The organism is Streptomyces sp. NPDC037410 (assembly GCF_055602235.1).
This window is the reverse complement of record NZ_JBVJWR010000024.1, coordinates 1-24,014: the sequence shown is the minus strand read 5'-3', so window position 1 is coordinate 24,014 and position 24,014 is coordinate 1. Positions and strand designations below refer to the sequence as shown.

The window sequence follows — 24,014 nt, the reverse complement described above, 5'->3', positions numbered from 1 at the left end:
GCCACGGCCCGCGGCAGCCAGGGCTTCGCCCGGCCGGACGGGGGTCGCGGTCATGAGCCCGCCTCCTCGCCCTTGCCGGCCACCGGCCCCGCCGGGCCGATGCGGACCAGGTCGCCGGGGTGGGCTCCGGTGTCGGAGAGGACGCCCCGGCCCTTCGAGTTCAGCGGGAGCCAGACGACCCGGTCGGGCATGTCGGTGACCTGGAGCGGGAAGGCGACGGAGCCCCCGGGGCCGGTCACCTCCAGGACGTCGCCGTCCTTGACGCCGGTGTCGGCGGCGGTGGCGGCGGAGAGCCGGGCGACCGCCGCGTGCCGGGTGCCGGCGAGGGCGGTGTCGCCCTCCTGGAGCCGGCCGAGGTCGAGGAGGAGGCGGTGTCCGGCGAGGACGGCCTCGCCGTCGCCGGGCCGGGGCGCCGGCTGCGCGGGCGAGCTGGGCTCGGTGGCCCGTTCCTCGGTCCAGCCGCCGAGCCGGTCCAGCTCCCGGCGGGCCGACCGCAGGTCGGGCAGGCCGAGGTGGACGTCGAGGGCGTCGGCCAGCATGTGCAGGACGCGGGCGTCGCTCGGGGCGAGCGGCCTCGTCATCTGCTCGGGCTTGAGCGCGGCCTCGAAGAGCCGGGCCCTGCCCTCCCAGTTGAGGAAGGTGCCGGACTTCTCGGCGACCGCCGCGACCGGCAGGATCACGTCGGCGCGCTCGGTGACCTCGCCGGGCCGCAGTTCGAGGGAGACCACGAACGCCGCGTCGAGGGCCTCGCGCGCGCGTGCCGGGTCCGGCAGGTCGGCGACCTCGACGCCGGCGACGAGCAGCGCGGCGAGCTCTCCGCCGGCGGCGGCCTCCACGATCTGGCCGGTGTCGCGGCCGTAGCGGTGCGGGAGTTCGCGGAGGCCCCAGGCGGCGGCGACCTCCTCACGCGCGCGGGGATCGGTCGCGGGCCGCCCGCCGGGCAGCAGCGCCGGGAGCGCCCCCGCCTCGACGGCGCCGCGCTCGCCGGCGCGGCGCGGGATCCACACGAGGCGGGCGCCGGTGGCGGCCGAGGCGCGCAGGGCGGCGGTGAGCGCGCCGGGCACGCCCGCGAGCCGCTCGCCGACGGCGAGGACGGCGCCCTCCTGGCGGAGGGCTTCGGCCGCGTCGGCGCCTTCGCCGCTGAGGCCGACGCGGGAGGTGATCGCGTCGAGCCACTCGGTCTCGGTGCCGGGCGCGGCGGGCAGCAGCGTGCCGCCGGCCTTCGTCAGGCCCCGGGTCGCGAACGACGCGATCCCGTACGTCTTCTGGCCGTGCTTGCGCCAGGCCTTGCGGAGCCGCAGGAAGACGCCGGGGGCCTCCTCCTCGGATTCCAGGCCCACGAGGAGCACGGCCGGGGCGGCTTCGAGCGAGGTGTAGGTGACGCCCGACCGGTCCAGGTCCCGTCCACGCCCGGCGACGGTCGAGGCCAGGAAGTCGGCCTCCTCGCCGGAGTGGATCCGGGCCCGGAAGTCGATGTCGTTGGTGTCGAGGGCGACCCGGGCGAACTTGGCGTACGCGTAGGAGTCCTCGACGGTGAGGCGCCCGCCGGTCAGGACGCCGGTCCGGCCGCGGACGAGCCCGTTGGCCGCGGCCTCCAGGGCCTCGGGCCAGGAGGCGGCCTCCAGCTCACCGGTGTCGGGGTTCCGGACGAGCGGCGTGGTCAGCCGGTCGCGCTGCTGGGCGTACCGGAAGCCGAAGCGGCCCTTGTCGCAGATCCACTCCTCGTTGACCTCCGGGTCCTCGGCGGCGAGCCGCCGCATGACCTTGCCGCGCCGGTGGTCGGTGCGGGTGGCGCAGCCGCCGGCGCAGTGCTCGCAGACGGACGGCGAGGAGACCAGGTCGAAGGGGCGGGAGCGGAAGCGGTAGGCGGCCGAGGTGAGGGCGCCGACGGGGCAGATCTGGATGGTGTTGCCGGAGAAGTACGACTCGAAGGGGTCGCCCTCGCCGGTGCCGACCTGCTGGAGCGCGCCGCGCTCGATGAGCTCGATCATCGGGTCGCCCGCGACCTGGTTGGAGAAGCGGGTGCAGCGGGCGCACAGGACGCACCGCTCGCGGTCGAGCAGCACCTGGGTGGAGATGGCGACCGGCTTCTCGTACGTCCGCTTGACGCCCTCGAAGCGGGACTCGGCCTGCCCGTGGGACATGGCCTGGTTCTGCAGGGGGCATTCGCCGCCCTTGTCGCAGACGGGGCAGTCGAGGGGGTGGTTGATGAGCAGCAGCTCCATCACCCCGTGCTGGGCCTTCTCGGCGACCTGCGACGTCAGCTGGGTCTTCACGACCATGCCGTCGGTGCAGGTGATGGTGCAGGAGGCCATCGGCTTGCGCTGGCCCTCGACCTCGACGATGCACTGGCGGCAGGCGCCGGCGGGGTCGAGGAGGGGGTGGTCGCAGAAGCGCGGGATCTCGATGCCGAGCTGTTCGGCGGCGCGGATGACGAGCGTCCCCTTGGGGACGGAGATCTCGGCGCCGTCGATGGTCAGCGTGACCAGATCCTCGGGCGGTACGGGCGCGCTGCCGCCGCCGCTGGGGGTGGACGCGATGACGGTCATGCGGTCACCTCCTTGTGGTTGTCCGCCCAGGCGGTCGACTTGGCCGGGTCGAAGGGGCAGCCCTTGCCCGTGATGTGCTGCTCGTACTCCTCGCGGAAGTACTTCAGCGAGGAGAAGATCGGCGAGGCGGCGCCGTCGCCGAGGGCGCAGAACGACTTGCCGTTGATGTTGTCGGCGATGTCGTTGAGCTTGTCGAGGTCGGACATGACGCCCTTGCCGGCCTCGATGTCGCGGAGCAGCTGGACGAGCCAGTACGTGCCCTCGCGGCAGGGCGTGCACTTGCCGCAGGACTCGTGGGCGTAGAACTCGGTCCAGCGGGTGACGGCCCGGACGACGCAGGTGGTCTCGTCGAAGCACTGGAGCGCCTTGGTGCCGAGCATCGATCCGGCGGCGCCGACGCCCTCGTAGTCGAGGGCCACGTCGAGGTGCTCGTCGGTGAACATCGGGGTGGAGGAGCCGCCGGGCGTCCAGAACTTGAGCCGGTGGCCGGGCCGCATGCCGCCGCTCATGTCGAGGAGCTGGCGCAGGGTGATGCCGAGGGGGGCCTCGTACTGGCCGGGCGAGGCGACGTGCCCGCTGAGCGAGTAGAGGGTGAAGCCGGGGGACTTCTCGGTCCCCATCGACGTGAACCAGTCCTTGCCCTTGTTCAGGATCGCGGGAACCGAGGCGATGGATTCGACGTTGTTCACCACAGTGGGGCAGGCGTACAGACCGGCGACCGCGGGGAAGGGGGGCCGCAGCCGGGGCTGGCCGCGGCGCCCTTCGAGCGAGTCGAGCAGGGCGGTCTCCTCACCGCAGATGTACGCGCCGGCGCCGGCGTGCACGGTGAGGTCGAGGTCGAGTCCGCTGCCGAGGACGTTCGTGCCGAGGTAGCCGGCGGCGTAGGCCTCGCGGACGGCCTCGTGCAGGCGGCGCAGGACGGGGACGACCTCGCCGCGCAGGTAGATGAAGGCGTGGTTGGAGCGGATCGCGTAGCAGGCGATCACGATGCCCTCGATGAGGGAGTGCGGGTTGGCGAAGAGGAGGGGGATGTCCTTGCAGGTGCCGGGTTCGGACTCGTCGGCGTTGACGACGAGGTAGTGCGGCTTGCCGTCGCCCTGCGGGATGAACTGCCACTTCATGCCGGTGGGGAAGCCGGCGCCGCCGCGTCCGCGGAGCCCGGATTCCTTGACGTACGCGATGAGGTCGTCGGGGCTCATCGCGAGGGCCTTCTTGAGGCCGCGGTAGCCCTCGTGGCGCTCGTAAGTCTCCAGGGTCCAGGAGTCGGGCTGGTCCCAGAAGGCCGACAGGACGGGCGCCAGGAGCTTCTCGGGGCTGCTGTTGTTGATCTCGGCGGCCAAGGTCATCACTTCCCCTCCTGTCCGGAGGTCTCACCACGCGGGTGGACGATTCGGTGCTGCGGCTTCTCGCCCTTGGCCAGGCGCAGGCCCACGAGGGAGGCGGGGCCGGCGCCGCCGGTGGCCTCGACGGCGCCGGGGCGCTCGTCGGGGAAGCCGGCGAGGATGCGGGCGGTCTCCTTGAAGGTGCAGAGCGGGGCGCCGCGGGTGGGTTCGACGGTGCGTCCGGCGCGGAGGTCGTCGACCATCTTCTTGGCGGACTCGGGCGTCTGGTTGTCGAAGAACTCCCAGTTCACCATCACGACGGGCGCGAAGTCGCAGGCCGCGTTGCACTCGATGTGCTCAAGGGTGATCTTGCCGTCGTCCGTGGTGCCCTCGTTGCCGACGCCGAGGTGCCGCTTGAGCTCCTCGAAGATGGCGTCGCCGCCCATGACCGCGCAGAGCGTGTTGGTGCAGACGCCGACCTGGTAGTCGCCGGAGGGCTTGCGGCGGTACATCGTGTAGAAGGTGGCGACGGCGGTGACCTCGGCGGTGGTCAGGCCGAGGATCTCCGCGCAGAACGCCATGCCGGTACGGGTGACGTGGCCCTCCTCCGACTGCACGAGGTGCAGCATCGGCAGGAGCGCGGAGCGGGAGTCCGGGTAGCGGTCGATGATCGTCTTCGCGTCCTCCGCCAGGCGGGCGTGGACGTCCGCCGGGTACGGGGGCGCGGGGAGCTGGGGCATCCCCAGGCTGACGTTGTCGGTCATCGGTCGACGCCTCCCATCACGGGGTCGATGGAGGCTACGGCGACGATGACGTCGGCGACCTGGCCGCCCTCGCACATCGCGGCCATGGCCTGGAGGTTGGTGAAGGACGGGTCGCGGAAGTGAACCCGGTACGGCCGCGTGCCACCATCGGAGACGACGTGCACGCCGAGCTCGCCCTTGGGCGACTCGACGGCTGCGTAGGCCTGCCCGGCGGGGACCCGGAAGCCCTCGGTGACCAGCTTGAAGTGGTGGATCAGGGCCTCCATGGAGGTGCCCATGATCTTCGCGATGTGGTCGGTGGAGTTGCCGAGGCCGTCCGTGCCGAGGGCGAGCTGCGCGGGCCAGGCGATCTTCTTGTCGCCGACCATGACCGGTCCCGGCGCCAGGCGGTCGAGGCACTGCTCGACGATCCGCAGGGACTGCCGCATCTCCTCCAGGCGGACGAGGAAGCGTCCGTAGGAGTCGCAGGTGTCGGCGGTCGGGATGTCGAACTCGTAGTTCTCGTATCCGCAGTACGGGTCGGTCTTGCGCAGGTCGTGCGGGAGGCCCGCCGACCGGAGGATCGGTCCGGTCGCGCCGAGGGCCATGCAGCCGGAGAGGTCGAGGTAGCCGACGTCCTGCATGCGGGCCTTGAAGATCGGGTTGCCGGTGGCGAGCTTGTCGTACTCCGGCAGGTTCTTCTTCATGGTCTTCACGAACTCGCGCACGGCGTCGACGGCGCCGGGCGGCAGGTCCTGGGCGAGGCCGCCGGGGCGGATGAACGCGTGGTTCATGCGCAGGCCGGTGATCAGCTCGTACAGGTCCAGGATCATCTCGCGGTCCCGGAAGCCGTAGATCATGATCGTGGTGGCGCCGAGCTCCATGCCGCCGGTGGCGATGCACACCAGGTGCGAGGAGAGCCGGTTGAGCTCCATGAGCAGGACCCGGATGACGGTGGCGCGGTCCGGGATCTGCTCGGTGATGCCGAGGAGCTTCTCCACGCCGAGGCAGTACGCCGTCTCGTTGTAGAACGAGGTGAGGTAGTCCATGCGCGTGACGAAGGTGGTGCCCTGCGTCCAGGTCCGGTACTCGAGGTTCTTCTCGATGCCGGTGTGGAGGTAGCCGATGCCGCAGCGGGCCTCGGTGACGGTCTCGCCGTCGATCTCCAGGATCAGGCGGAGCACGCCGTGGGTGGACGGGTGCTGGGGGCCCATGTTGACGATGATGCGCTCGTCGTCGGCCTTCGCGGCGGACTGGACGACCTCTTCCCAGTCGCCGCCGGTCACCGTGTAGACGGCGCCCTCTGTGGTCTCTCGCGGAGACGCGTGTTCGGTGGACATCAGCTGTACGACCTCCGCTGGTCCGGAGCCGGGATCTGGGCGCCCTTGTACTCGACGGCGATGCCGCCGAGGGGGTAGTCCTTGCGCTGCGGGTGGCCCTGCCAGTCGTCCGGCATCATGATCCGGGTGAGGGCGGGGTGGCCGTCGAAGACGATGCCGAAGAAGTCGTACGTCTCGCGCTCGTGCCAGTCGTTCGTCGGGTAGACGGCGACGAGGGACGGGATGCGCGGCTCGGCGTCCGGGGCCGAGACCTCCAGGCGGATCAGCCGGCCGTGGGTGATCGAGCGCAGGTGGTAGACGGCGTGCAGCTCGCGGCCCTTGTCGCCGGGGTAGTGGACGCCGGAGACGCCCGTGCACAGCTCGAAGCGGAGCGCCGGGTCGTCGCGCAGGGTGCGGGCCACGCGGACCAGGTGCTCGCGCTCGATGTGGAAGGTGAGCTCGCCCCGGTCGACGACCGTCTTCTCGATGGCGTTCTCGGGCAGGAGCCCCTGCTCCTCCAGGGCGCCCTCCAGCTCGTCGGCGACCTCGTCGAACCAGCCGCCGTACGGGCGGGTGGCCGGGCCGGGGAGCCGGACGGAGCGGACGAGGCCGCCGTAGCCGGAGGTGTCGCCGCCATTGTTGGCGCCGAACATGCCGCGCTGGACGCGGACCTCCTCGCCGTGGTCCCCGCGCTGGCCGGGCAGGTTCTGCCCGCTCAGCTCCTTCTCGGGGTTCGGGGTTTCGTCACTCAACGGAGCAGACCCTTCAACTCGATCGTCGGCAGCGCCTTGAGCGCCGCTTCCTCCGCCTCACGGGCCGCCTCCTCGGCGTTCACGCCGAGCTTGGAGGACTGGATCTTCTGGTGGAGCTTGAGGATCGCGTCCAGGAGCATCTCCGGACGCGGCGGACAACCGGGCAGGTAGATGTCGACCGGCACGATGTGGTCGACGCCCTGCACGACCGCGTAGTTGTTGAACATGCCGCCCGAGGAGGCGCAGACGCCCATGGAGATGACCCACTTGGGGCTGGGCATCTGGTCGTAGACCTGCCTCAGGACGGGCGCCATCTTCTGGCTGACCCGGCCGGCCACGATCATCAGGTCGGCCTGGCGCGGCGAGCCGCGGAAGACCTCCATGCCGAAGCGGGCCAGGTCGTACCGGCCGGCTCCGGTGGTCATCATCTCGATGGCGCAGCAGGCGAGGCCGAAGGTCGCGGGGAACACGGACGCCTTGCGCACCCAGCCCGCGGCCTGTTCGACCGTCGTCAGCAGAAAGCCGCTCGGGAGTTTCTCTTCGAGTCCCATAGGTGCCCCTCAGCCCCTCAGTCCCATTCCAGGCCGCCGCGCCGCCACACGTACGCGTAGGCGACGAAGACGGTGAGCACGAAGAGCAGCATCTCCACGAGCCCGAAAAGCCCCAGGGCGTCGAAGGTGACGGCCCAGGGGTAGAGGAAGACGATCTCGATGTCGAAGACGATGAAGAGCATCGCCGTCAGGTAGTACTTGATCGGGAAGCGGCCGCCCCCGGCGGGAGTGGGCGTCGGTTCGATGCCGCACTCGTACGCCTCAAGCTTTGCCCTGTTGTACCGCTTTGGCCCGATAAGCGTGGCCATGACCACGGAGAAGATCGCAAACCCCGCACCCAGGGCACCGAGCACGAGGACGGGCGCGTACGCATTCACGCTCCTCGCTCCTTCCAGTCGTCCTTGACCGTTGGACCGCACCGCCGGACCGTGAAAGATCGCCCCCATGTGAGGCAGTTCACAAGCCCGGCTGCCCCGCATCTTATGCCCGCCCCTCTGTGATCTGCGACACGGGGTACAGAGCGGAGTTTGTGATCTCCACCACCTGACGAAGGATCATGAAGTCGGATGAGCGGTGATCTTGTTGCAGGAAGCGCCCAGGTGATCACCAGATGTGACATCCGTACCGGAAGTCGCTGCTCGGAGGGGGTGCCGCACTATCAAGTGTTGGCCTGTGCAGGCAAATTGGCACAGGGCGCGTCAGGGTGATAAAGGAACCGGCCATCGCCCGGTCGGGGGGTCCGGCGTACGGAAGTGGACGTGTGCACCGATTCACGAATGGTCACGGGCCGATAACGTGATCTGCGTCACGTCACAACAGCCCCGTAAAGAAGAGGGCTTGGCCATCGGCGTCAAGAGGTGGTAAGCGTCGGGTAATTCGGGCGTTTCCTTGAAAACCCGTGATCAAGGGCCGGATGCGCCATGACCGATTTGCCCGTTACGGCGTCAATAAGGGCGCCAGCGAAGCGGATTCGGCGCCTCCAAACCTAACTGTGGCGCAACCCACGTTTCTTGAAGGGAACCGTGAAGCCCTGATAGCGGTTGTTCCCATGTCCCACACCGCTCACATACCCAGCCACCGGAAGCCCCGCCGCAGCGCCTCGAAGATGGCGCTCCGCGCCGGAGTTGCCGGTGGCGTCCTCGGCACCATCGCGGTGGCCGGTGCTGCCGGGCCGGCGAATGCCGAGCCGGTGACCGAGACCATCGAAATGCCCACCCTGGGCTCCCTCGACGCCGCCGCCGGCCTCGCCAGCGCCGTCGCCGCCTCCGCCGAGGCCTCCCAGCAGGAGGCCCTCGACCAGAACCTCCAGACCCAGGAGGACGCGGCCCTGCAGAAGGCCGCCAAGGAGGCCAAGACGGCCAAGGCCGAGGCCGACCGCAAGGCCGCGGCCGAGAAGGCCGAAGAGGCCCGCCTCAAGGCCGAGAAGGAGCGCCAGGAGGCCGCGGCGCGCGCCTCCCGCGACAGCGCCCGCACCCAGCTCACCTCCACGAGCTCCTCGAACGACGGCGGCTCCTCGTCCAACGGCGGCTCCACCGCCTCCGACAGCGGCAGCCAGACGCAGGCCCCCTCCGGCTCCGCCGCCGCGATCGTGGCCTTCGCCCGCGCCCAGATCGGCGACGCGTACGTCATGGGCGGCACCGGACCCAACTCCTGGGACTGCTCCGGCCTCGTCCAGGCCGCCTACCGCGCGGCCGGCATCGACCTGCCCCGCATCTCGTACGAGCAGTCGAGCATGGGCACCTCCGTCTCCCTGAGCGACCTGCAGCCGGGCGACATCCTGTACTGGGGCAGCCGCAGCGGCTCGTACCACGTCGCCATCTACGTCGGCGGCGGCAAGTACGTCGGCGCGCAGAACCCGTCCTCCGGCGTGGTCGAGCACACCATGGACTGGGACACCCCCTCGGGCGCCGTCCGCATCCTCTGATCGTCCTGCTCGTGCCGAAGGGCCGTCACTCCTCGGGGGAGCGACGGCCCTTCGGCGTACCGGATCAGTACCGGAGGCTCAGCGGCGCAGCGCCTCCGCCGGCTCGATCCGCGAGGCCCGCCAGGCCGGGTAGAGACCGGCGACGACACCCGTGACCAGGCCGACGGCCGGGGCCGCGACGACCGTTCCGGTGTGCATCACCGGCGTCCAGTCCCGTACGAGCGCCACCGCGATCACCGTGGACACCCCCAGGGCCGTGCCGACGAGCCCGCCCACCGTGCCCAAAGCGCCCGATTCCGTGAGGAACTGGACGGTGATGTGGCGGCCCCGGGCGCCGAGCGCGCGTCTCAGGCCGATCTCGCCGGTCCGTTCGAGCACCGCCACGAGCGTCGTGTTGGCGATCCCGACCGCGCCGATCACCAGCGAGACCGCCGCGAGGAGCAGGAACAGCTGGTCGAGGTCGTTCGTCACGCCCGCGCGCAGGCTCCTGGGATCCGGCGGCGGGACGGCCTTCAGATACTCCGGATGGTCAGGGCGCAGCGCGACCGGCGCCTCCCGCGCGATCTGGGCTGCCGCGCCCGTCGCGGTCGTGATCAGCATCTTCGCCTCGCCCTGCTGCGGCGGCCCCCACAGCTTCTCGGCGGTCGTCCGGGGCACGGTGACCGACATCAGGACGTCGGCCCTGCGCTGCACGTCGTCGATGATCCCGGCGACCGTGAACGGCTCGTCCCCGATGAACACCGCGGGGCTCGTCTCCAGGGTCGTGATGCCGAGCCGGTCCGCCACGGACTTGCTGAGCACCGCGACCGGCTGGGCGGACCTCGACGCGAACTCGTCGTACAGGCGGCCCTGGGTGAGCGTCGGCACCGCCGCCCGCAGCGCACCGGGGGACGCCGCGACGACGTCGATCCGCTCGCTGCCCGTGGCGTCGCCGACCGGCGCGGAGCGGACGGCGGTGCCGGGCGCCAGGCGGACGGTCCAGTAGACGCCCGCGTCCTCGACGCCGCCGAGCCGTTCGATCCGGGCGTCAGCGTCGGGCGGGAACGCGGGGTCGGCGAACTCGTTCCGGTCGCGGGCGACGTCCTCGACGGTCACCTCGGTGGCCGTGAGGATGTTGAACCGCGAGTCGATCTGCGAGGAGGTCGTCGCGGTGAGCCCGAGGATCGCCACGAACGTGCCGACGCCGAGGACGGTCCCGAGCGCGGTGAGGACCGAGCGCCCCGGCCGCTGGAGCATTCCGGCGACGGCCTCCGCGAGGACGTCACGGGCGGCGAGCCGGGAGGGCTCGACCACCCGGCGCCGCTTCGGGAATCGCCTCGGGAATCGCTCCGGAGAGGGCTCCGGGAATCGCTCCGGAGAGGGCTCCGCAGCGGGCTCCGGGGAGGGCTCCGGGGAGGGCTCCGGGGAGCCCTTCGGGGATCGCTTCACGCTCGCCCCTCCCTCGCCCGCTCGCTCAGCACCCCGTCGCGGATCGTCACCGTGCGCTGCCCGCGCTCCGCCACCTCCGCGTCATGGGTGATCACGACGATCGTCATCCCGGACGCGTGCAGTTCGCCCAGGAGGTCGAGGACGGACCCGGCGTTGTCCGAGTCGAGGTTGCCGGTCGGTTCGTCGCACAGCAGCAGCGACGGGCGGCCGGCCAGGGCCCGGGCGATGGCCACCCGCTGGCGTTCGCCGCCGGACAGCCGGCCCGGCAGCGCGTCGGCCCGGTGGCCGAGCCCCACCCGTTCGAGGGCGGTACGGGCACGGGCGCGGCGCTCGGCGCGGGGCACCGCCGAGTACACCATCGAGAGCGTCACGTTCTCCGTGGCGCTGCGGTGCGGCAGGAGGTGGAAGGACTGGAAGACGAAGCCGATCCGCCGCCCGCGCAGGGCCGTCCGTTCCCCGTCGCGCAGCGCCGCCGTGTCGATGCCGTCCAGGAGGTACGTGCCCCCGGTGGGCGCGTCGAGGAGTCCCGCGACGTTCAGGAAGGTCGACTTGCCCGAGCCGGAGGGGCCGACGACCGTGATGAACTCGCCGCGGTGGACGGTGAGTCCACAGGGCCGCAGGGCCGCGACGGGCGGCGGGCCCGGGTAGGTCAGGCTCACCCCGCGGAACTCGATGACGGGGACGTCCTGACCACCCACCCCGCTGCTGCCGCTCATGGCGACCCCTTGGGGTTCCCCGACGCCGCGCCCGGGTTCACCCCGGTGACCACCTCGTCGCCCTGCTTGAGGGCGCCACGGGTGAGCGGGACGACCTCCACGAAGCCGTCGCCGGTCGTGCCGGTCCGTACCTCGATCCGCTCCTGCCGGCCCGTGCCGTCGACGGTGGTGACGACCGTCTTGCCGTCGGCGCCCGCGGAGACGGCGGTGACCGGGACGACCAGGGCCTTGCCGTCGGTGGAGGCGGCCTCGATGGTGAGGCGGACCTCCTGCCCGGCGAGGCCGGACGGCAGGTCGCGGGCCGGGTCGACGGTGACGAGGTAGCCCACGGCGCCGTTGCCCTGCGCGCCGTCGCCTCCCCCTCCCCCGCCGTTGGCGCCGTTCCCGCCGGAGCCGGAGCCCTGCGTACCGGACTGCTGGTCCTGCTGCTGCGACGGGGTGTCGGCGACCGAGACCACCTTGCCGGCCGTCTCCTTGCCCGTCCCCTCGTCGAGGATCCGTACCTTCTGCCCGGCGCGGATCAGCCCCTTCTGGTGCTCCTGGAGATAGCCCTGGGCCATCAGCCTGCCGGAGGAGAGGGTCAGCGCGGTGCCGGAGACCTGCGCCCCCGGCCGGGCCGTGACGGTGGCGACCCGGGCGGGGAAGGCCCGTACGAACACGACCTCGGCCGCCGGGACCATCGGGCCGGCCGCCGCCCGCGCCTTCGCGAGCGCCTCGCGCGCGGTGTCCAGGTCCTCGGCGGCCCGGTCGCGCGCCTTCTTCAGCGTCTTCCTCTGCTTGTCGTCCGTGTTGGCCGCGAGCGCGTCGCGGGCGTCCACGAGGGCCCGCTCGGCACCGGTGACGGCGGTCCTTGCGCCGTCCACGGCCGCGCCGTCGTCGTCGACGGCGGGCTTCGGGTCGTAGCCGATGGAGGAGTAGAACTCCTCGACCGCGTTCTTCGTGCCCGGCCCGAAGGTGCCCCGCTCGTCCCCGCCGCGGCCGTGGCCGAGGGCGTCGAGCGCGTCCTGGAGCTGCTTCACGTCGTCGCCGGTGGCGCCGGGCTTGAGGTCCCGGTAGACGGGCAGGCTGCCGCGCAGCACGAAGACGGGCCGGCCGGATATCTCCAGGAGCACCTTCCCCGAGCGCACCGCGTCCCCGCTCTTCACGGACACCTTGGTGATCACGGGGGCGGCGCCGCCCCCGCCGCCCGCCGAGACGGGTGCGACCTGGATGCTCTGGCCGGCGGCGACGGTGCCGCGCAGGACGACCGTCTCCGCGAGGACCCGGTTCTCGACCCGGGCGATCAGCACGTCCTGCGGGGGCGGCTCGGCGTCGGCCGCGACCTGCGCGGGCGACCTGATGAAGGCGGTGGCCGCCACGCCGGCGCCGGTCAGGGCCACCGCCCCCGCGACGAGGGCGGCGACCCAGAACCGGCGCCGGTTCATCCGGGCGCCCCCGGCGTCGCCGCCGGGGGTCCTGGAGGCGTCCGCGACCCCGGCCGGCGGCTCGGCGCCGGCCGGGGTCGCGCCTGCCGGGGTGTCGTCAGCCACCGACGACCGTCCCGCCGTCTCCGCCCGTGCCCTTGGGGCCGCAGGCCTTCATCGCCTCGATCACCTTGGGGTCGCCCTTCATCCGCTCGGCAAGCGCCCCGGTGAGCGCCACCTCGCCGGTCGCCGGGTCGGGGTCCGGGTAGTCGGCGACGCCTTCCTTGCGCACGCAGGCGGAGAGCTTCCTGGCCGCCTCCAGGCGGGCCGGGTCGACCTGGCCCCTCGCGGGCAGCTTCGCGACGCAGGCCTTCTCCGCCGCGACGATCGCGGCCGGCTTGTTGGCGTCCTTGTCGACGCGCTTCTGCCCGCCCCCGGTGTCCTGGAGCTTGAGCCCCTGGGCTCCGAGGCAGTCGTAGTAGGAGGCCCAGTCGGCGACGCCCTGCGAGGCTCCGGCGGTGGGGGCGGCGGACGAGGGGGCGGCGGGGGCGGACGAGGATCCGGTGCTCGGTTCCGACCGGGTCGCGCCGTCCCCGTCACTCGAGCACCCCCCGAGCCCGAGGGCGAGGATGAGTACGGGCAGAGCCATGAGGCGTCTCATCAGAAACGGTCCTTCCGACGGGGATCTCCCCGTCTACGGGGCGTCACGGGAACGCGCAGGAGGGGGCCGACGCGGCGTTGCGCTCCGCCACGTACAAGGCCCCTGCGCGGTAGGTCGCCGGCGCCCGGCGGGCACCTCGACACGACGAGCATAGCCGGGGCGGACCCGGCTAGTAACTGTCTCAACGGACAGTGGACGCCGGTGAGTTGGCGGTGCTCGTATGGACCCCGGCCCAGTCCGGGCCACAGCGAACCCATCAGCCACAGCTACGTGAAAGGCAACGACATGCAGCGCACTGCACTCCGTCGCGTCGCCGCCACGGCCGTCGCGCTCGCCGCCCTCGGCGCCGGCGCGCTCGCCACGGCCGGCTCGGCCTCCGCGGCCACCGGCAAGAACGGCTACCTGGAGAGCGGCGAGTTCGGCCTGTACTACAACTCGTACCAGGGCGGCGCGGTCTTCGACCTCTTCGTCACGGACGAGGACTTCAGCGACGACTGGTTCCCGGGCTCGGGCGCCGGTGCCGGCCAGTCGGCGAACGACAACACCGCGTCGTACAACAACGCCGACTCCCTGACGTGGTGGGTCTACACCGACGCCTACCACGGCGGCATCGAGGGAAGCCTGCCCCCCGGCTACGTCGGCAACGCGAGCGCGACGTTCAAGAACCAGATCTCGTCCGCGTACTACTACAAGGCCCGTTGATCCTGACGGTCTTCGCACCACCAGCTGATCCGCCGGTGTAGCTTCCGGACCCCGGCACACGCACCACCGAGGCAGCCGTTGCTCCGCCCGAATGAGGCGGGCAGAGCAACGGCTGCTCCCATGGTAGACACGCACACGTCTCAGGAGCAGCCCCATGCGTCCACTCGCCGCCCGCGCGACCGTTCTCCTCCTGAGCGCCGCGCTCCTCACCGCCTGCTCCTCCGAGTCCGGAGGCGGTGGCGGGGGCTCCGCGAAGGAACCGGAGACCGGCACGATTCCCCGGATGCTGTCGACGGCGGGCCTCTCCTTCCCCCTGGACGGCTACGAGACCACCGACGACCAGCGCCGCAAGCTGGATCAGGCGCAGGCCCGGGTGACGAGCGACTGCATGAAGAGGTTCGGCTTCACCTACGAGCTCCCCGTGGCCGCCGCCGTGCACAGCCAGTCCGGCGACTCCCGCCGCTACGGCCTCACCGACGCCACCATCGCCGCCCGCTACGGCTACACGCCGAACCAGGGCGCCCGTCCGCCGGCCAAGCCGCCCGTCCAGACGCTCGGCGCCAACGGCAAACTCGCCCTGAGCGGCCCCGATTTCAAGGGCCCCCAGCCGATGAGCCTGGAGGAGTCCAAGGCCACGGACAGCGGCAAGGCCCTCAACGGGCAGAAGGTGCCCGTCGGCGGCTGCATCCGGGAGGGCTACCTCACGGTCTACGCGCCGAAGAAGGGCGCCCAGGACAGCATGTTCGTCACCAACCTCGGCATGGACGCCAACGCCCGCTCCCGCGAGGACTCCCGGGTCATCGCCGCCGTGAAGGCCTGGTCCGCCTGCATGGCCGAGAAGGGCTACAAGGCGGACGAGCCCGTCAGCCCGCAGAGCGACCTGGGCCTCAACCCGAACAACTACGGGAGCCCCCGGGCCGTCGCCGCCGCCAAGCAGGACGTCGCCTGTAAGGAAAAGGCCAACCTCGTCGGCATCTGGTACACCGTCGAAACCGCCTACCAGAAGCGGAACATCGAGCAGAACGCCGAGGCCCTGAACCAGGCGAAGGCCGAGCTCAACGACCGTTTGAAGCGGGCGGCCACCCTGGCCGGCTGAGCCCCGGGGGCGAAGAACGCAGGCCAGCGGTCCGGTCGGTTTCCGGCCGCCGGGACGTCCCGGGGACGTCCCGATCCGGCCGCGCGGGCATGGTTTCTCGACGCGATCCGGTTACCGTTCCCGGGGAACCCACATGGGTCGGTTCCGTCGCACAGTGCCCAACGAAAGCATTCTCTGGGGGGAGACTCATGCTTCGTCAGTGCCCGTACTGCCGACCTGAACCAACCGAGGCCGACGGTAACCGAGCCGCCCGGATCAACCCGGTCACCACCGCGTTACGCCACCTGGACACCCTGACGGACCGCGAGGTCGAGGTCCTGTGGGCGATGCCCGGCGGGGAGTCCAACACGGATCTGGCCGAGTACCTCGGCATCACCGAGCGCACCGTCAAGTTCCACGTCCACAACATGCGCGAGAAGCTGGGCGGCCTGTCGCGCGCCCAGCTCCATCTGCTCGCCCTGCTCGCCGAGACGGTCTCGCCCTGCCGGCTCTGTCGCCACGACGGGCCCCGAAGCCACGACGGCCCCCGGAGCCACGACGGGCCCGGCTGGAGCCCGGAGCTGCGCGCCCGCGTGCCCCAGCCCTCGATGACCTGGCCGTTCGGCGGCGTCGTCAAGCGCTGCGCCTGACGGGACTCGGGCCGCTCAGGCCTTCGGCGCCACCTTCGAAAGCCCGTTGATGATGCGGTCCATGGCGTCGCCGCCCGTCGGGTCCGTCAGGTTCGCCAGCATCTTGAGGGTGAACTTCATCAGCAGCGGGTGGGTCAGGCCGCGCTGGGTCGCGATCTTCATGACCTTCGGGTTCCCGATGAGCTTCACGAAGGCGCGGCCCAGCGTGTAGTACCCGCCGTAGGTGTCCTTGAGGATCTGCGGGTAGTTCCGCAGGGCCAGTTCACGCTGGGCGGGGGTGGTGCGCGCGTGCGCCTGGACGATGACGTCGGCCGCGATCTGGCCGGACTCCATGGCGTACGCGATGCCCTCGCCGTTGAACGGGTTGACCAGGCCGCCGGCGTCGCCGACGAGCAGCAGGCCCTTGGTGTAGTGCGGCTGGCGGTTGAAGGCCATCGGGAGGGCGGCGCCGCGGATCGGCGTCGTCATGTTCTCCGGGGTGTAGCCCCAGTCCTCCGGCATCGAGGCGCACCAGGCCTTGAGGACCTCGCGCCAGTCCAGCTCGCGGAAGGCCGAGGAGGAGTTGAGGATGCCGAGGCCGACGTTGGACGTGCCGTCGCCCATGCCGAAGATCCAGCCGTAGCCGGGCAGGAGCCGGTCCTGCGGCCCGCGGCGGTCCCACAGCTCCAGCCAGGACTCCAGGTAGTCGTCGTCGTGGCGGGGCGAGGTGAAGTACGTGCGGACGGCGACGCCCATCGGCCGGTCCTCGCGCCGGTGCAGGCCCATGGCGAGGGAGAGCCGGGTGGAGTTGCCGTCGGCGGCGACGACGAGCGGCGCGTGGAAGGTGACCTCCCGCTTCTCCTCGCCGAGCTTGGCGTGCACGCCGGTGATCCGGCCCGTGCGGTCGTCGATGACCGGGGCGCCGACGTTGCAGCGCTCGTACAGCCGGGCACCGGCCTTCTGCGCCTGCCGGGCGAGCTGCTCGTCGAAGTCGTCGCGCTTGCGGACGAGCCCGTAGTCCGGGTACGAGGCGAGCTCCGGCCAGTCGAGCTCCAGGCGGACGCCGCCGCCGATGATCCGCAGGCCCTTGTTCCGCAGCCAGCCGGCCTCTTCCGAGATGTCGATGCCCATGGCGACGAGCTGCTTGGTGGCGCGGGGGGTGAGGCCGTCGCCGCAGACCTTCTCGCGCGGGAACGCGGTCTTCTCCAGGAGCAGGACGTCGAGTCCGGCCTTGGCCAGGTAGTACGCGGTGGTGGAGCCGGCCGGGCCCGCCCCGACGACGATCACATCAGCGCTGTGCTCGGAGAGGGGCTGCTCGGTCACGGCGGATCTCCCGGAGGGGTCGAGGGAAGGACGGGGAAAGTCTATGAGTGGCGGAATGACGCCTTGAAGCCGCGGTTGGTCAGGCCTTGAAGCCGCGGTGCAGGGCGACGATGCCGCCCGACAGGTTCCGGTAGGCCACCTTCGACCAGCCGGCCTTCTGCAGCAGGCCCGCCAGGGCCGGCTGGTCCGGCCAGGACTGGATGGACTCGGCGAGGTACACGTACGCGTCGGGGTTGGAGGACACCGCGCGGGCCACCGGCGGCAGCGCGCGCATCAGGTACTCCTCGTACACCGTGCGGAACGGCGCCCAGGTGGGGTGCGAGAACTCGCAGATCACGACGCGACCGCCGGGCTTCGTCACCCGGTACAGCTCGCGCAGCGCCTGCTCGGTGTCCTGGATGTTCCGCAGCCCGAAGGAGATGGTGACCGCGTCGAAGACGTCGTCACGGAACGGCAGCTTCGTGCCGTCGCCCGCCGTGAACGGCATCCACGGGTGGTTCTTCTTGCCGACCCGCAGCATGCCGAGGGAGAAGTCGCACGGGACGACGTACGCGCCGGCCTTCACGAACGGCTGCGAGGAGGTCGCGGTCCCGGCGGCCAGGTCGAGGATCTTCTGCGCGGGCCGCGCGTCGACCGCCTTCGCGACCTCCTTGCGCCAGCGCCGGTCCTGCCCCAGGGACAGCACGTCGTTGGTGAGGTCGTAGTTCGCCGCCACGTCGTCGAACATCGAGGCGACTTCGTGCGGCTGCTTGTCCAGGGATGCTCGGCTCACCAGGCCATTGTGGCAGCCACCCCCCGGGCGGCCGGGGACCGGCCCCGGACCCTCGGAAATTTCCAGGAATCGGCTTCAACCTTTTGCGGCCCGGCGCGCTCAAGGAAGGGTGACAGTGCTGACGAAGGGAGCGAGATGCCGTCACCGCTTGGCTCGGACGTCGGGTTCGAGGAGTTCGCCCGATCCGCGCAGACGCGGCTGTACCGCACCGCGTACCTCCTGTGCGGAGACGCGGAGACCGCCCGCGACCTCACACAGACCACGCTCGCCAAGCTCTTCCAGCACTGGCGGCGGGCCGGGGCGGCGGAACATCCGCACGCCTACGCCAAGACCGTGCTCACCCGCACGTTCCTGGCCGAACGGCGCCGCCGGCTGCGCGACCTGCTCGCCTTCACCCGGACCGGCGGGCTCGTCCCCGCGCGGAACACCGAGCAGCCCGACCTCCGGGTCACGCTGCTCGCCGCGCTGGCCGAGCTGCCGCCCAGAGCCCGCGCCATGGTCGTCCTTCGCTACTGGGAGGACCTGAGTGTGGAGACCGTCGCCTCGCTGATGCGCTGCAGCGAGGCGACGGTCAAAAGCCAGTGCTCGCGCTCACTGGCCCGGCTCCGGGACCGCCTCGGCGAGGCACACCTCTACACCGCCGATCCCCACCTCCACCCTTACGCCATCGGAAGCTGAGGCCCCGCGTGGACGACGAAACGATGCTCCGGAGTGCCATGGACCGGACGACCCAGGACCTGCCACCCCTGCCCGACCTCGCGCCCGTCGCCGTACGCCTGGGCCGCAGGCGCCGCGCACGGGCCCGGCTCACCGTCGCCGGAGGCGTCTTCGGCACGGTGACCGCGGCCGCGCTCGGACTCTCCCTGCTGTCCGGTGCCGACCCCGGCGTCGCGATGCCCGCCGCACCGCCGACCGCCTTCCCCTCGGCGTACCACACGCCCGTCCAGGTCCAGCCGACCCCGGGCCAGCAGCCGCCGGAGAAGCTCCCCGACGCCGAGAGCGCGCGCCGCGCCCAGTTCCAGCAGCAGGTCTCGGCCCTCCTCGACGAGCTGCTCCCGGCGTCCGTCGAGGACATCAGGCCGGTCGTGGACGAGGTGTCCGCGTACCGGATCACCGCAGGCGGGAAGAGCTTCCCCGTCACCCTCTCCATCCGGCCCGCGGAGGGCGAGCGCCTCCAGGAGTGCCGGAGCCGGCCGCCGAAGATCACCTGCGAGAAGACCGATCTCGGCGGGGGCCGCATCGCACAGGTGTACGACATGGCCGTGAACAGGACCGACACCAAGGGAGCCGCGGTCGTCACCCGGTACGGCAGGAGCAATGTGCTGCTCTCCGTCGACCCGTCGGACACCGCCTCGGCACCCGTGACGGGCGCCCAGCTGCTCACCGTCGTCCGCGACGCCCGCTTCACCGATCTGCTGAAGTACGCGGACGCGTACCCGGTCCAGAAGAAGGACACCCCGGTCAAGGGCGGATGAGGCCCCGGCGCTAGCGGCGCCGGTGGACCAGTCGGCCGCCCAGGACCGTCGCGACACACGTCGACGCGCCGAGGCGGACCAGGGAAGCCCGGTCGGGGACGTCGAAGACGGCGAAACGGGCGGGGCCGCCCGGCACCAGGCCGGGCAGCAGCACCAGCGGCACCGGCGAGAACGACGGCGGGCCCGGCAGCCGCTCCGGGCGGCGGCCGACGGCGAGACCGGCCCGGCGCACGGCGTCCACGGCGGCGCGGCCGCGCAGCTCACCGGCGACGGCGACCGTGCCGTGCGCGAGGAGCCGCTGCACACCGCGGCGCGCGGAGGCGCCGCGACGGGCGGGATCGGCCAGGAAGATCTCCCGCGCCCGCTCCCCCGTGATCGGCTCGGTGCCGAACTCCTCGGCCTCCCGGGGGTCCGGGTGGTACGTCTCCTCAAGGAGCTCGGGCGCGTACGGGTTGAGGAGTCCGGGCGTGAGGATGCCGGGCCACTTGCGCAGCCTGGCGTCCTGGTGCCGCTCGGCCAGCTCCTCGTACGGGCCGACGGCGGCGACGAGGGCGCCGTCGACCAGGACGGCGCTCTCGGGGGTCGCCTCGGCGACGTGCAGGGTCAGCACGGGCGCGTCAGTTGGCGTCGAGGAGCTTCAGCTCGGGGTGCGCCGTGCCGCCCTCGATCGCGATCGACGAGATGTGGGAGGCGACGCGCTCGTCGACCGGGTCGTTCGCCGGGTCGTCGTGGACGACGAGGTGCTCGTACGTCGTGGCGCGCTGCGCCGGGACGCGGCCGGCCTTGCGGATCAGGTCGATGATCTCCAGGCGGTTGGAGCGGTGCCTGGCACCGGCGGAGGAGACGACGTTCTCCTCCAGCATGATCGAGCCCAGGTCGTCGGCGCCGTAGTGCAGGGAGAGCTGGCCGACCTCCTTGCCGGTGGTCAGCCACGAGCCCTGGATGTGGGCGACGTTGTCGAGGAAGAGCCGGGCGATCGCGATCATCCGCAGGTACTCGAAGAGCGTGGCCTGCGTCTGGCCCTTGAGGTGGTTGTTCTCCGGCTGGTACGTGTACGGGATGAAGGCCCGGAAGCCGCCCGTCCGGTCCTGCACGTCACGGATCATCCGCAGGTGCTCGATCCGCTCGGCGTTGGTCTCGCCGGTGCCCATCAGCATGGTGGAGGTGGACTCGACGCCCAGCTTGTGGGCGATCTCCATGATCTCCAGCCAGCGCTCGCCGCTCTCCTTGAGCGGGGCGATGGCCTTGCGCGGCCGCTCGGGCAGCAGCTCGGCGCCGGCGCCCGCGAAGGAGTCGAGACCGGCGGCGTGGATGCGGGTGATCGCCTCCTCGACGGAGACGCCGGAGATGCGGGCCATGTGCTCGACCTCGGAGGCGCCGAGGGAGTGGATGACCAGCTGCGGGAAGTCCTTCTTGATGGCGGCGAAGTGCTTCTCGTAGTACTCGACGCCGTAGTCCGGGTGGTGGCCGCCCTGGAACATGATCTGGGTGCCGCCGAGCTCCACGGTCTCCGCGCAGCGGCGCAGGATGTCGTCGAGGTCCCGGGTCCAGCCCTTCTTGGTGTCCTTCGGGGCGGCGTAGAACGCGCAGAACTTGCACGCCGTCACACAGACGTTCGTGTAGTTGATGTTGCGCTCGATGATGTACGTCGCGATGTGCTCGGTCCCCGCGTACCGGCGGCGGCGCACCGCGTCGGCGGCGGCGCCCAGCGCGTGCAGGGGCGCCGAACGGTAGAGGTCGAGCGCCTCCTCGGGGGTGATCCGGCCACCCGCGGCGGCGCGGTCGAGAACAGACTGGAGTTCGGCCTTCTCGGTCACCGGGTGCGTCCCTTTCGGAGGGGTTATGACAGACCGAACCAGCCTACGCCAGCGCTCCTCGCGGCTTCCGCAGGGTACGGGTTGGCCGCCGCCCGCGTCCGGGAGAGGGTGCCGCGGGTGAGAGACCGGCGTGCGCCGCGTGGGCGTTCGGCGAATATCCGGTGAATTGGGGGTGCGAGAGCGAGCGCATTCCCGTCGGTGCGGGGATCGATGCGGGGAAAGGCCCGCCCGGCACGCGGGCGGGCCCACCGGTATTTCTTTCCCGCACCATTCCCGGCGGCTGCGCCGCTTATCGCGCCGGGGGCGGCAGGAGTTCCACCGCGACGTCCGCCGGGAAACCGGTCGTGGGGCCGGTGCGGCGGGCGAACTCCCGTACGCCCGCGAGCTGCTCGGGGCCGAAACGGAAGTCGAGCGTGCGGAAGTACCGCTCCAGGAGTTCGGCGTCGAAGGTCTCCCAGCGGGCGGCCTGTTCGGCGACCTTGGCGACCTCTTCGAGGGAGAGGTCCCGCGAGGCCAGGAACGCCTGGTGGACCTCGTGGACGGTCTCCGGCTCGCGCGCCAGGAAGTCCTTGCGCGCCGCCCACACGGCGAAGACGAACGGCAGACCCGTCCGCTCCTTCCACATGAGCCCCAGGTCGTGGACCTGGAGGCCGAGCCGCGGAGCGTCGTGCAGGGACGCCCGCAGCGCCGCGTCCCCGATCAGAACGGCGGCCTCCGCCTCGTGCATCATCAGGCCGAGGTCCGGCGGGCACGTGTAGTAGTCGGGCCGGACCCCGTACTGCTCGGCCAGGATGAGCTGGGCGAGGCGTACGGAGGTGCGGGAGGTGGAGCCGAGGGCCACGCGCGCGCCGTCCAGCTCCGCCAGGGGCCGCTGGGAGACGATCACGCAGGACATGACGGGCCCGTCGCAGCCGACGGCGATGTCGGGGAGCGCGACCAGGTCGTCCGCGTTGCGGAGGTATTCGACGAGGGTGATGGGACCGATGTCGAGATCGCCCCGGACGAGCCGCTCGCTGAGCTTCTCCGGCGTGTCCTTGGTGAGCTCCAGATCGAGGAGCGTCCCGGTCCTGGCGAGGCCCCAGTAGAGGGGCAGACAGTTCAGGAACTGGATGTGCCCGACGCGGGGCCGGCTGCGCTGCTGGTCGTCGGTTGCTTTGTCCACATCGCGAGGCTAGACCCGTCTCGCAGTGTGGGCATCGGCGGGGCACGCGCGTCAGCACACGGAGAGGAATCAAACATGCGGGTGACGTGATCTTTCCCTCTACCGCCCCGAGCACCCTGCGTGCTACGCTCAACGCAAGTTGCAGTTTGGTTTCCCTTGCAGTACAGAGCCTGCGGAGCATGTGACCCGCAGGCTTTTGTAGTTTTCAGACTTGTTTGCAGGTTCTGGAGCAGGGCGACCCTTTGGCCCATAGGAGGGCTCATGGCTACCGGAACCGTGAAGTGGTTCAACGCTGAAAAGGGCTTCGGCTTCATCGCCCAGGACGGCGGCGGCCCGGATGTCTTCGTCCACTACTCCGCGATCAACGCGAACGGCTTCCGCTCGCTCGAGGAGAACCAGGTCGTTCAGTTCGACGTCACGCAGGGCCCGAAGGGTCCGCAGGCGGAGAACGTCACCCCGGCCTAAGTCGCCCGGGTCGGCGAACGCGCACGACTAGAGCAGTACCCAAGGAGCCCCGCTCCGTGCCACACGGCACGAGCGGGGCTCCTGCCCTTTTCCCGGCGGGTCGGGATCACGGTGCCGGGGCCGGACCGCGGCAGCCGGGAAGACCAGGCCGGGACGGCGGCCGGTACGTAGTCTGGACACATGACCGAACGCAAGCCGCCCGGAGTCAGCTTCGAGTCGTTCGTCGACAAACAGATCCGCGAGGCCGCGGAGCGCGGCGAGTTCCGGAAGCTGGCCGGCTTCGGCAAACCCCTGCCCGACGACTCGGCCCCGTACGACGCGCTGTGGTGGATCAAGGGAAAGATGCACCGCGAGGGCGCGTCCGTGCTGCCGCCCTCCCTCGCCCTGCGCAAGGCGGCCGAGGACGCGGAGGCGGCGGTGACCACGGCCGTCTCGGAGAGCCAGGTCCGCCGCATTCTCGGGGAGATCAACACCAGGATCGCCGAGGCGCTCGCCCGCCCGCCGGCCGGTCCCCCGCTGGACCTGAGGCCCTTCGACGTGGAGGCGGCGGTCGAGCGGTGGCGGCGGGAGCGGTCGTAGAACCCCGACCCCCGAGTGCGCAAGGTCCCCGACCCCGAGGAGCCCCCATGAACAGCGCCGGTCTGCTGGTCGACTCGTTCGGCCGGATCCGTGAGGTCGTCCACGAGACCGTGGAGGGAATGACGGACGACGAGCTCGCCGTACGGATCGATCCCGACGCGAATTCCGTCGCCTGGCTCGTCTGGCACCTCACCCGGGTCCAGGACGACCACCTCGCGGACGCCTTCGACACGGACCAGCTGTGGACCTCGGACGGCTGGGCGGACCGCTTCGGCCTGCCGTTCCCGAAGGCCGCCACCGGCTACGGCATGACCAGGGCCCAGGTGGACCGGGTCCGCGCCCCGGCGGAGCTGCTGCTCGGCTACCACGACGCCGTCCACGCCCGTACGGAGGAACTGATCCGTACGGTCACGAACGCCGACCTGGACCGGATCGTCGACACCCGCTGGGACCCCCCGGTCACCCTCGGCGTCCGCCTGGTGTCGGTGATCGCGGACGACCTCCAGCACGCGGGGCAGGCGGCGTACGTCCGGGGCATGGTGGAGCGGCGGGCCTAGTGATCTGGTTCGGAGATCCTGTCGCAGTATCGGCAGATGCGGTCGAGGATCTGGTCGGCGGTCTTGGTCCATTTGAAGGGTCGGGCCTGG

General features: G+C 71.4%; 25 protein-coding genes. 9 read left to right on the top strand and 16 right to left on the bottom strand.

Features of this window, described 5'->3' with window-relative positions:
• Positions 1-50 precede the first annotated feature (50 nt).
• From ACZ7HT_RS30930 to ACZ7HT_RS30900, 7 genes are read right to left on the bottom strand one after another with little or no spacing between them, the layout of a single operon-like run.
• Entirely contained in the window at positions 51-2,549 is a 2,499-nt protein-coding gene (locus tag ACZ7HT_RS30930) for an NADH-quinone oxidoreductase subunit G (protein ID WP_471171887.1), read from the bottom strand.
• A complete protein-coding gene (gene nuoF / locus ACZ7HT_RS30925; protein WP_471171885.1) occupies positions 2,546-3,898 on the bottom strand; it encodes an NADH-quinone oxidoreductase subunit NuoF in 1,353 nt (450 codons plus the stop codon). The genes ACZ7HT_RS30930 and nuoF overlap by 4 nt, the downstream gene beginning before the upstream one ends.
• On the bottom strand, positions 3,895-4,635 hold the full coding sequence (gene nuoE / locus ACZ7HT_RS30920) for an NADH-quinone oxidoreductase subunit NuoE (RefSeq protein WP_471171884.1): 741 nt from the start codon (positions 4,633-4,635) through the stop codon (positions 3,895-3,897). Before nuoE ends, nuoF begins: the two co-directional genes overlap by 4 nt.
• Positions 4,632-5,954 (bottom strand): NADH-quinone oxidoreductase subunit D, encoded by a 1,323-nt coding sequence (locus ACZ7HT_RS30915; RefSeq protein ID WP_471171882.1) that lies wholly within the window; start codon positions 5,952-5,954, stop codon positions 4,632-4,634. The genes nuoE and ACZ7HT_RS30915 overlap by 4 nt, the downstream gene beginning before the upstream one ends.
• Positions 5,954-6,685 (bottom strand): NADH-quinone oxidoreductase subunit C, encoded by a 732-nt coding sequence (locus ACZ7HT_RS30910; RefSeq protein WP_471171880.1) that lies wholly within the window; start codon positions 6,683-6,685, stop codon positions 5,954-5,956. Before ACZ7HT_RS30910 ends, ACZ7HT_RS30915 begins: the two co-directional genes overlap by 1 nt.
• Complete coding sequence (locus ACZ7HT_RS30905; RefSeq protein WP_471171879.1) at positions 6,682-7,236, bottom strand: NuoB/complex I 20 kDa subunit family protein; 555 nt, start codon at positions 7,234-7,236, stop codon at positions 6,682-6,684. The genes ACZ7HT_RS30910 and ACZ7HT_RS30905 overlap by 4 nt, the downstream gene beginning before the upstream one ends.
• Positions 7,237-7,253: 17 nt before the next feature.
• A complete protein-coding gene (locus tag ACZ7HT_RS30900) occupies positions 7,254-7,613 on the bottom strand; it encodes an NADH-quinone oxidoreductase subunit A (RefSeq protein WP_019888619.1) in 360 nt (119 codons plus the stop codon).
• 671 nt (positions 7,614-8,284) lie between these two features.
• Here ACZ7HT_RS30900 and ACZ7HT_RS30895 point away from each other — a divergent pair.
• Positions 8,285-9,160 carry a C40 family peptidase gene (locus ACZ7HT_RS30895; RefSeq protein ID WP_471171877.1) on the top strand — a complete coding sequence of 292 codons (876 nt, stop codon included), beginning with the start codon at positions 8,285-8,287 and terminating at the stop codon, positions 9,158-9,160.
• A gap of 78 nt (positions 9,161-9,238) precedes the next feature.
• On the opposite strand, the gene ACZ7HT_RS30890 is transcribed toward ACZ7HT_RS30895, so the two are convergent.
• The 4 genes from ACZ7HT_RS30890 to ACZ7HT_RS30875 form a co-directional block, all read right to left on the bottom strand.
• The gene (locus ACZ7HT_RS30890; protein ID WP_471171876.1) at positions 9,239-10,453 is read right to left on the bottom strand and encodes an ABC transporter permease; all 1,215 of its coding nucleotides are present in this window, start codon (positions 10,451-10,453) and stop codon (positions 9,239-9,241) included.
• Positions 10,454-10,584: 131 nt separating this feature from the next.
• Entirely contained in the window at positions 10,585-11,304 is a 720-nt protein-coding gene (locus ACZ7HT_RS30885; RefSeq protein ID WP_471171875.1) for an ABC transporter ATP-binding protein, read from the bottom strand.
• Positions 11,301-12,833 (bottom strand): peptidoglycan-binding protein, encoded by a 1,533-nt coding sequence (locus tag ACZ7HT_RS30880; RefSeq protein ID WP_471171873.1) that lies wholly within the window; start codon positions 12,831-12,833, stop codon positions 11,301-11,303. Before ACZ7HT_RS30880 ends, ACZ7HT_RS30885 begins: the two co-directional genes overlap by 4 nt.
• The gene (locus ACZ7HT_RS30875; protein ID WP_471171872.1) at positions 12,826-13,356 is read right to left on the bottom strand and encodes a hypothetical protein; all 531 of its coding nucleotides are present in this window, start codon (positions 13,354-13,356) and stop codon (positions 12,826-12,828) included. The genes ACZ7HT_RS30880 and ACZ7HT_RS30875 overlap by 8 nt, the downstream gene beginning before the upstream one ends.
• 297 nt (positions 13,357-13,653) lie before the next feature.
• Here ACZ7HT_RS30875 and ACZ7HT_RS30870 point away from each other — a divergent pair, with 297 nt between their 5' ends.
• The 3 genes from ACZ7HT_RS30870 (at position 13,654) to ACZ7HT_RS30860 (ending at position 15,795) form a co-directional block, all read left to right on the top strand.
• Positions 13,654-14,070 (top strand): hypothetical protein, encoded by a 417-nt coding sequence (locus ACZ7HT_RS30870; RefSeq protein WP_471171871.1) that lies wholly within the window; start codon positions 13,654-13,656, stop codon positions 14,068-14,070.
• Positions 14,071-14,224: 154 nt separating this feature from the next.
• The gene (locus ACZ7HT_RS30865; RefSeq protein WP_471171869.1) at positions 14,225-15,166 is read left to right on the top strand and encodes a hypothetical protein; all 942 of its coding nucleotides are present in this window, start codon (positions 14,225-14,227) and stop codon (positions 15,164-15,166) included.
• A 188-nt stretch (positions 15,167-15,354) separates the two neighbouring features.
• Positions 15,355-15,795: a helix-turn-helix domain-containing protein gene (locus ACZ7HT_RS30860; protein ID WP_471171868.1), complete on the top strand. Its 441-nt coding sequence runs from the start codon at positions 15,355-15,357 to the stop codon at positions 15,793-15,795.
• A 15-nt stretch (positions 15,796-15,810) separates the two neighbouring features.
• Here ACZ7HT_RS30860 and ACZ7HT_RS30855 read toward each other — a convergent pair whose 3' ends face one another.
• Both ACZ7HT_RS30855 and ACZ7HT_RS30850 read right to left on the bottom strand, forming a co-directional pair.
• Complete coding sequence (locus ACZ7HT_RS30855; protein ID WP_471171866.1) at positions 15,811-17,097, bottom strand: geranylgeranyl reductase family protein; 1,287 nt, start codon at positions 17,095-17,097, stop codon at positions 15,811-15,813.
• A 79-nt stretch (positions 17,098-17,176) separates the two neighbouring features.
• Positions 17,177-17,869 (bottom strand): demethylmenaquinone methyltransferase, encoded by a 693-nt coding sequence (locus tag ACZ7HT_RS30850; protein ID WP_471171865.1) that lies wholly within the window; start codon positions 17,867-17,869, stop codon positions 17,177-17,179.
• Between the two features lie 135 nt (positions 17,870-18,004).
• Here ACZ7HT_RS30850 and ACZ7HT_RS30845 point away from each other — a divergent pair, with 135 nt between their 5' ends.
• Entirely contained in the window at positions 18,005-18,547 is a 543-nt protein-coding gene (locus ACZ7HT_RS30845) for a SigE family RNA polymerase sigma factor (RefSeq protein WP_116159455.1), read from the top strand.
• Positions 18,548-18,585: 38 nt separating this feature from the next.
• The gene (locus ACZ7HT_RS30840) at positions 18,586-19,344 is read left to right on the top strand and encodes a hypothetical protein (RefSeq protein WP_471171864.1); all 759 of its coding nucleotides are present in this window, start codon (positions 18,586-18,588) and stop codon (positions 19,342-19,344) included.
• Between the two features lie 10 nt (positions 19,345-19,354).
• Here the strand turns inward: ACZ7HT_RS30840 and ACZ7HT_RS30835 are convergent, their stop codons facing one another.
• The 3 genes from ACZ7HT_RS30835 to ACZ7HT_RS30825 form a co-directional block, all read right to left on the bottom strand.
• Positions 19,355-19,954, bottom strand: a complete 600-nt coding sequence (locus ACZ7HT_RS30835) for an imidazolonepropionase-like domain-containing protein (RefSeq protein ID WP_471171863.1) — start codon at positions 19,952-19,954, stop codon at positions 19,355-19,357.
• A gap of 7 nt (positions 19,955-19,961) precedes the next feature.
• Complete coding sequence (mqnC, locus tag ACZ7HT_RS30830; RefSeq protein ID WP_376588440.1) at positions 19,962-21,161, bottom strand: cyclic dehypoxanthinyl futalosine synthase; 1,200 nt, start codon at positions 21,159-21,161, stop codon at positions 19,962-19,964.
• A 289-nt stretch (positions 21,162-21,450) separates the two neighbouring features.
• Positions 21,451-22,323: a menaquinone biosynthetic enzyme MqnA/MqnD family protein gene (locus ACZ7HT_RS30825; protein ID WP_471171860.1), complete on the bottom strand. Its 873-nt coding sequence runs from the start codon at positions 22,321-22,323 to the stop codon at positions 21,451-21,453.
• A gap of 261 nt (positions 22,324-22,584) precedes the next feature.
• On the opposite strand from ACZ7HT_RS30825, the gene ACZ7HT_RS30820 reads away from it, so the two are divergent.
• The 3 genes from ACZ7HT_RS30820 (at position 22,585) to ACZ7HT_RS30810 (ending at position 23,924) form a co-directional block, all read left to right on the top strand.
• Positions 22,585-22,788 (top strand): cold-shock protein, encoded by a 204-nt coding sequence (locus ACZ7HT_RS30820; RefSeq protein ID WP_125658861.1) that lies wholly within the window; start codon positions 22,585-22,587, stop codon positions 22,786-22,788.
• Positions 22,789-22,968: 180 nt separating this feature from the next.
• Positions 22,969-23,367: a DnaJ family domain-containing protein gene (locus ACZ7HT_RS30815; RefSeq protein WP_471171857.1), complete on the top strand. Its 399-nt coding sequence runs from the start codon at positions 22,969-22,971 to the stop codon at positions 23,365-23,367.
• A 47-nt stretch (positions 23,368-23,414) separates the two neighbouring features.
• Positions 23,415-23,924: a mycothiol transferase gene (locus ACZ7HT_RS30810; protein ID WP_471171856.1), complete on the top strand. Its 510-nt coding sequence runs from the start codon at positions 23,415-23,417 to the stop codon at positions 23,922-23,924.
• Positions 23,925-24,014: the final 90 nt, after the last annotated feature.

Bases quoted from the DNA above. Each gene is read 5' to 3' on its own strand.
- ACZ7HT_RS30845 (WP_116159455.1), top strand. From the start codon at position 18,005: ATGCCGTCACCGCTTGGCTCGGACGTCGGGTTCGAGGAGTTCGCCCGA.
- ACZ7HT_RS30905 (WP_471171879.1), bottom strand. From the start codon at position 7,236: ATGGGACTCGAAGAGAAACTCCCGAGCGGCTTTCTGCTGACGACGGTC.
- ACZ7HT_RS30820 (WP_125658861.1), top strand. From the start codon at position 22,585: ATGGCTACCGGAACCGTGAAGTGGTTCAACGCTGAAAAGGGCTTCGGC.
- ACZ7HT_RS30815 (WP_471171857.1), top strand. From the start codon at position 22,969: ATGACCGAACGCAAGCCGCCCGGAGTCAGCTTCGAGTCGTTCGTCGAC.
- ACZ7HT_RS30870 (WP_471171871.1), top strand. From the start codon at position 13,654: ATGCAGCGCACTGCACTCCGTCGCGTCGCCGCCACGGCCGTCGCGCTC.
- ACZ7HT_RS30895 (WP_471171877.1), top strand. From the start codon at position 8,285: ATGTCCCACACCGCTCACATACCCAGCCACCGGAAGCCCCGCCGCAGC.
- ACZ7HT_RS30810 (WP_471171856.1), top strand. From the start codon at position 23,415: ATGAACAGCGCCGGTCTGCTGGTCGACTCGTTCGGCCGGATCCGTGAG.
- ACZ7HT_RS30915 (WP_471171882.1), bottom strand. From the start codon at position 5,954: ATGTCCACCGAACACGCGTCTCCGCGAGAGACCACAGAGGGCGCCGTC.
- ACZ7HT_RS30930 (WP_471171887.1), bottom strand. From the start codon at position 2,549: ATGACCGTCATCGCGTCCACCCCCAGCGGCGGCGGCAGCGCGCCCGTA.
- ACZ7HT_RS30885 (WP_471171875.1), bottom strand. From the start codon at position 11,304: ATGAGCGGCAGCAGCGGGGTGGGTGGTCAGGACGTCCCCGTCATCGAG.
- ACZ7HT_RS30860 (WP_471171868.1), top strand. From the start codon at position 15,355: ATGCTTCGTCAGTGCCCGTACTGCCGACCTGAACCAACCGAGGCCGAC.
- ACZ7HT_RS30840 (WP_471171864.1), top strand. From the start codon at position 18,586: ATGGACCGGACGACCCAGGACCTGCCACCCCTGCCCGACCTCGCGCCC.
- nuoE (WP_471171884.1), bottom strand. From the start codon at position 4,635: ATGACCGACAACGTCAGCCTGGGGATGCCCCAGCTCCCCGCGCCCCCG.
- ACZ7HT_RS30875 (WP_471171872.1), bottom strand. From the start codon at position 13,356: ATGGCTCTGCCCGTACTCATCCTCGCCCTCGGGCTCGGGGGGTGCTCG.
- ACZ7HT_RS30865 (WP_471171869.1), top strand. From the start codon at position 14,225: ATGCGTCCACTCGCCGCCCGCGCGACCGTTCTCCTCCTGAGCGCCGCG.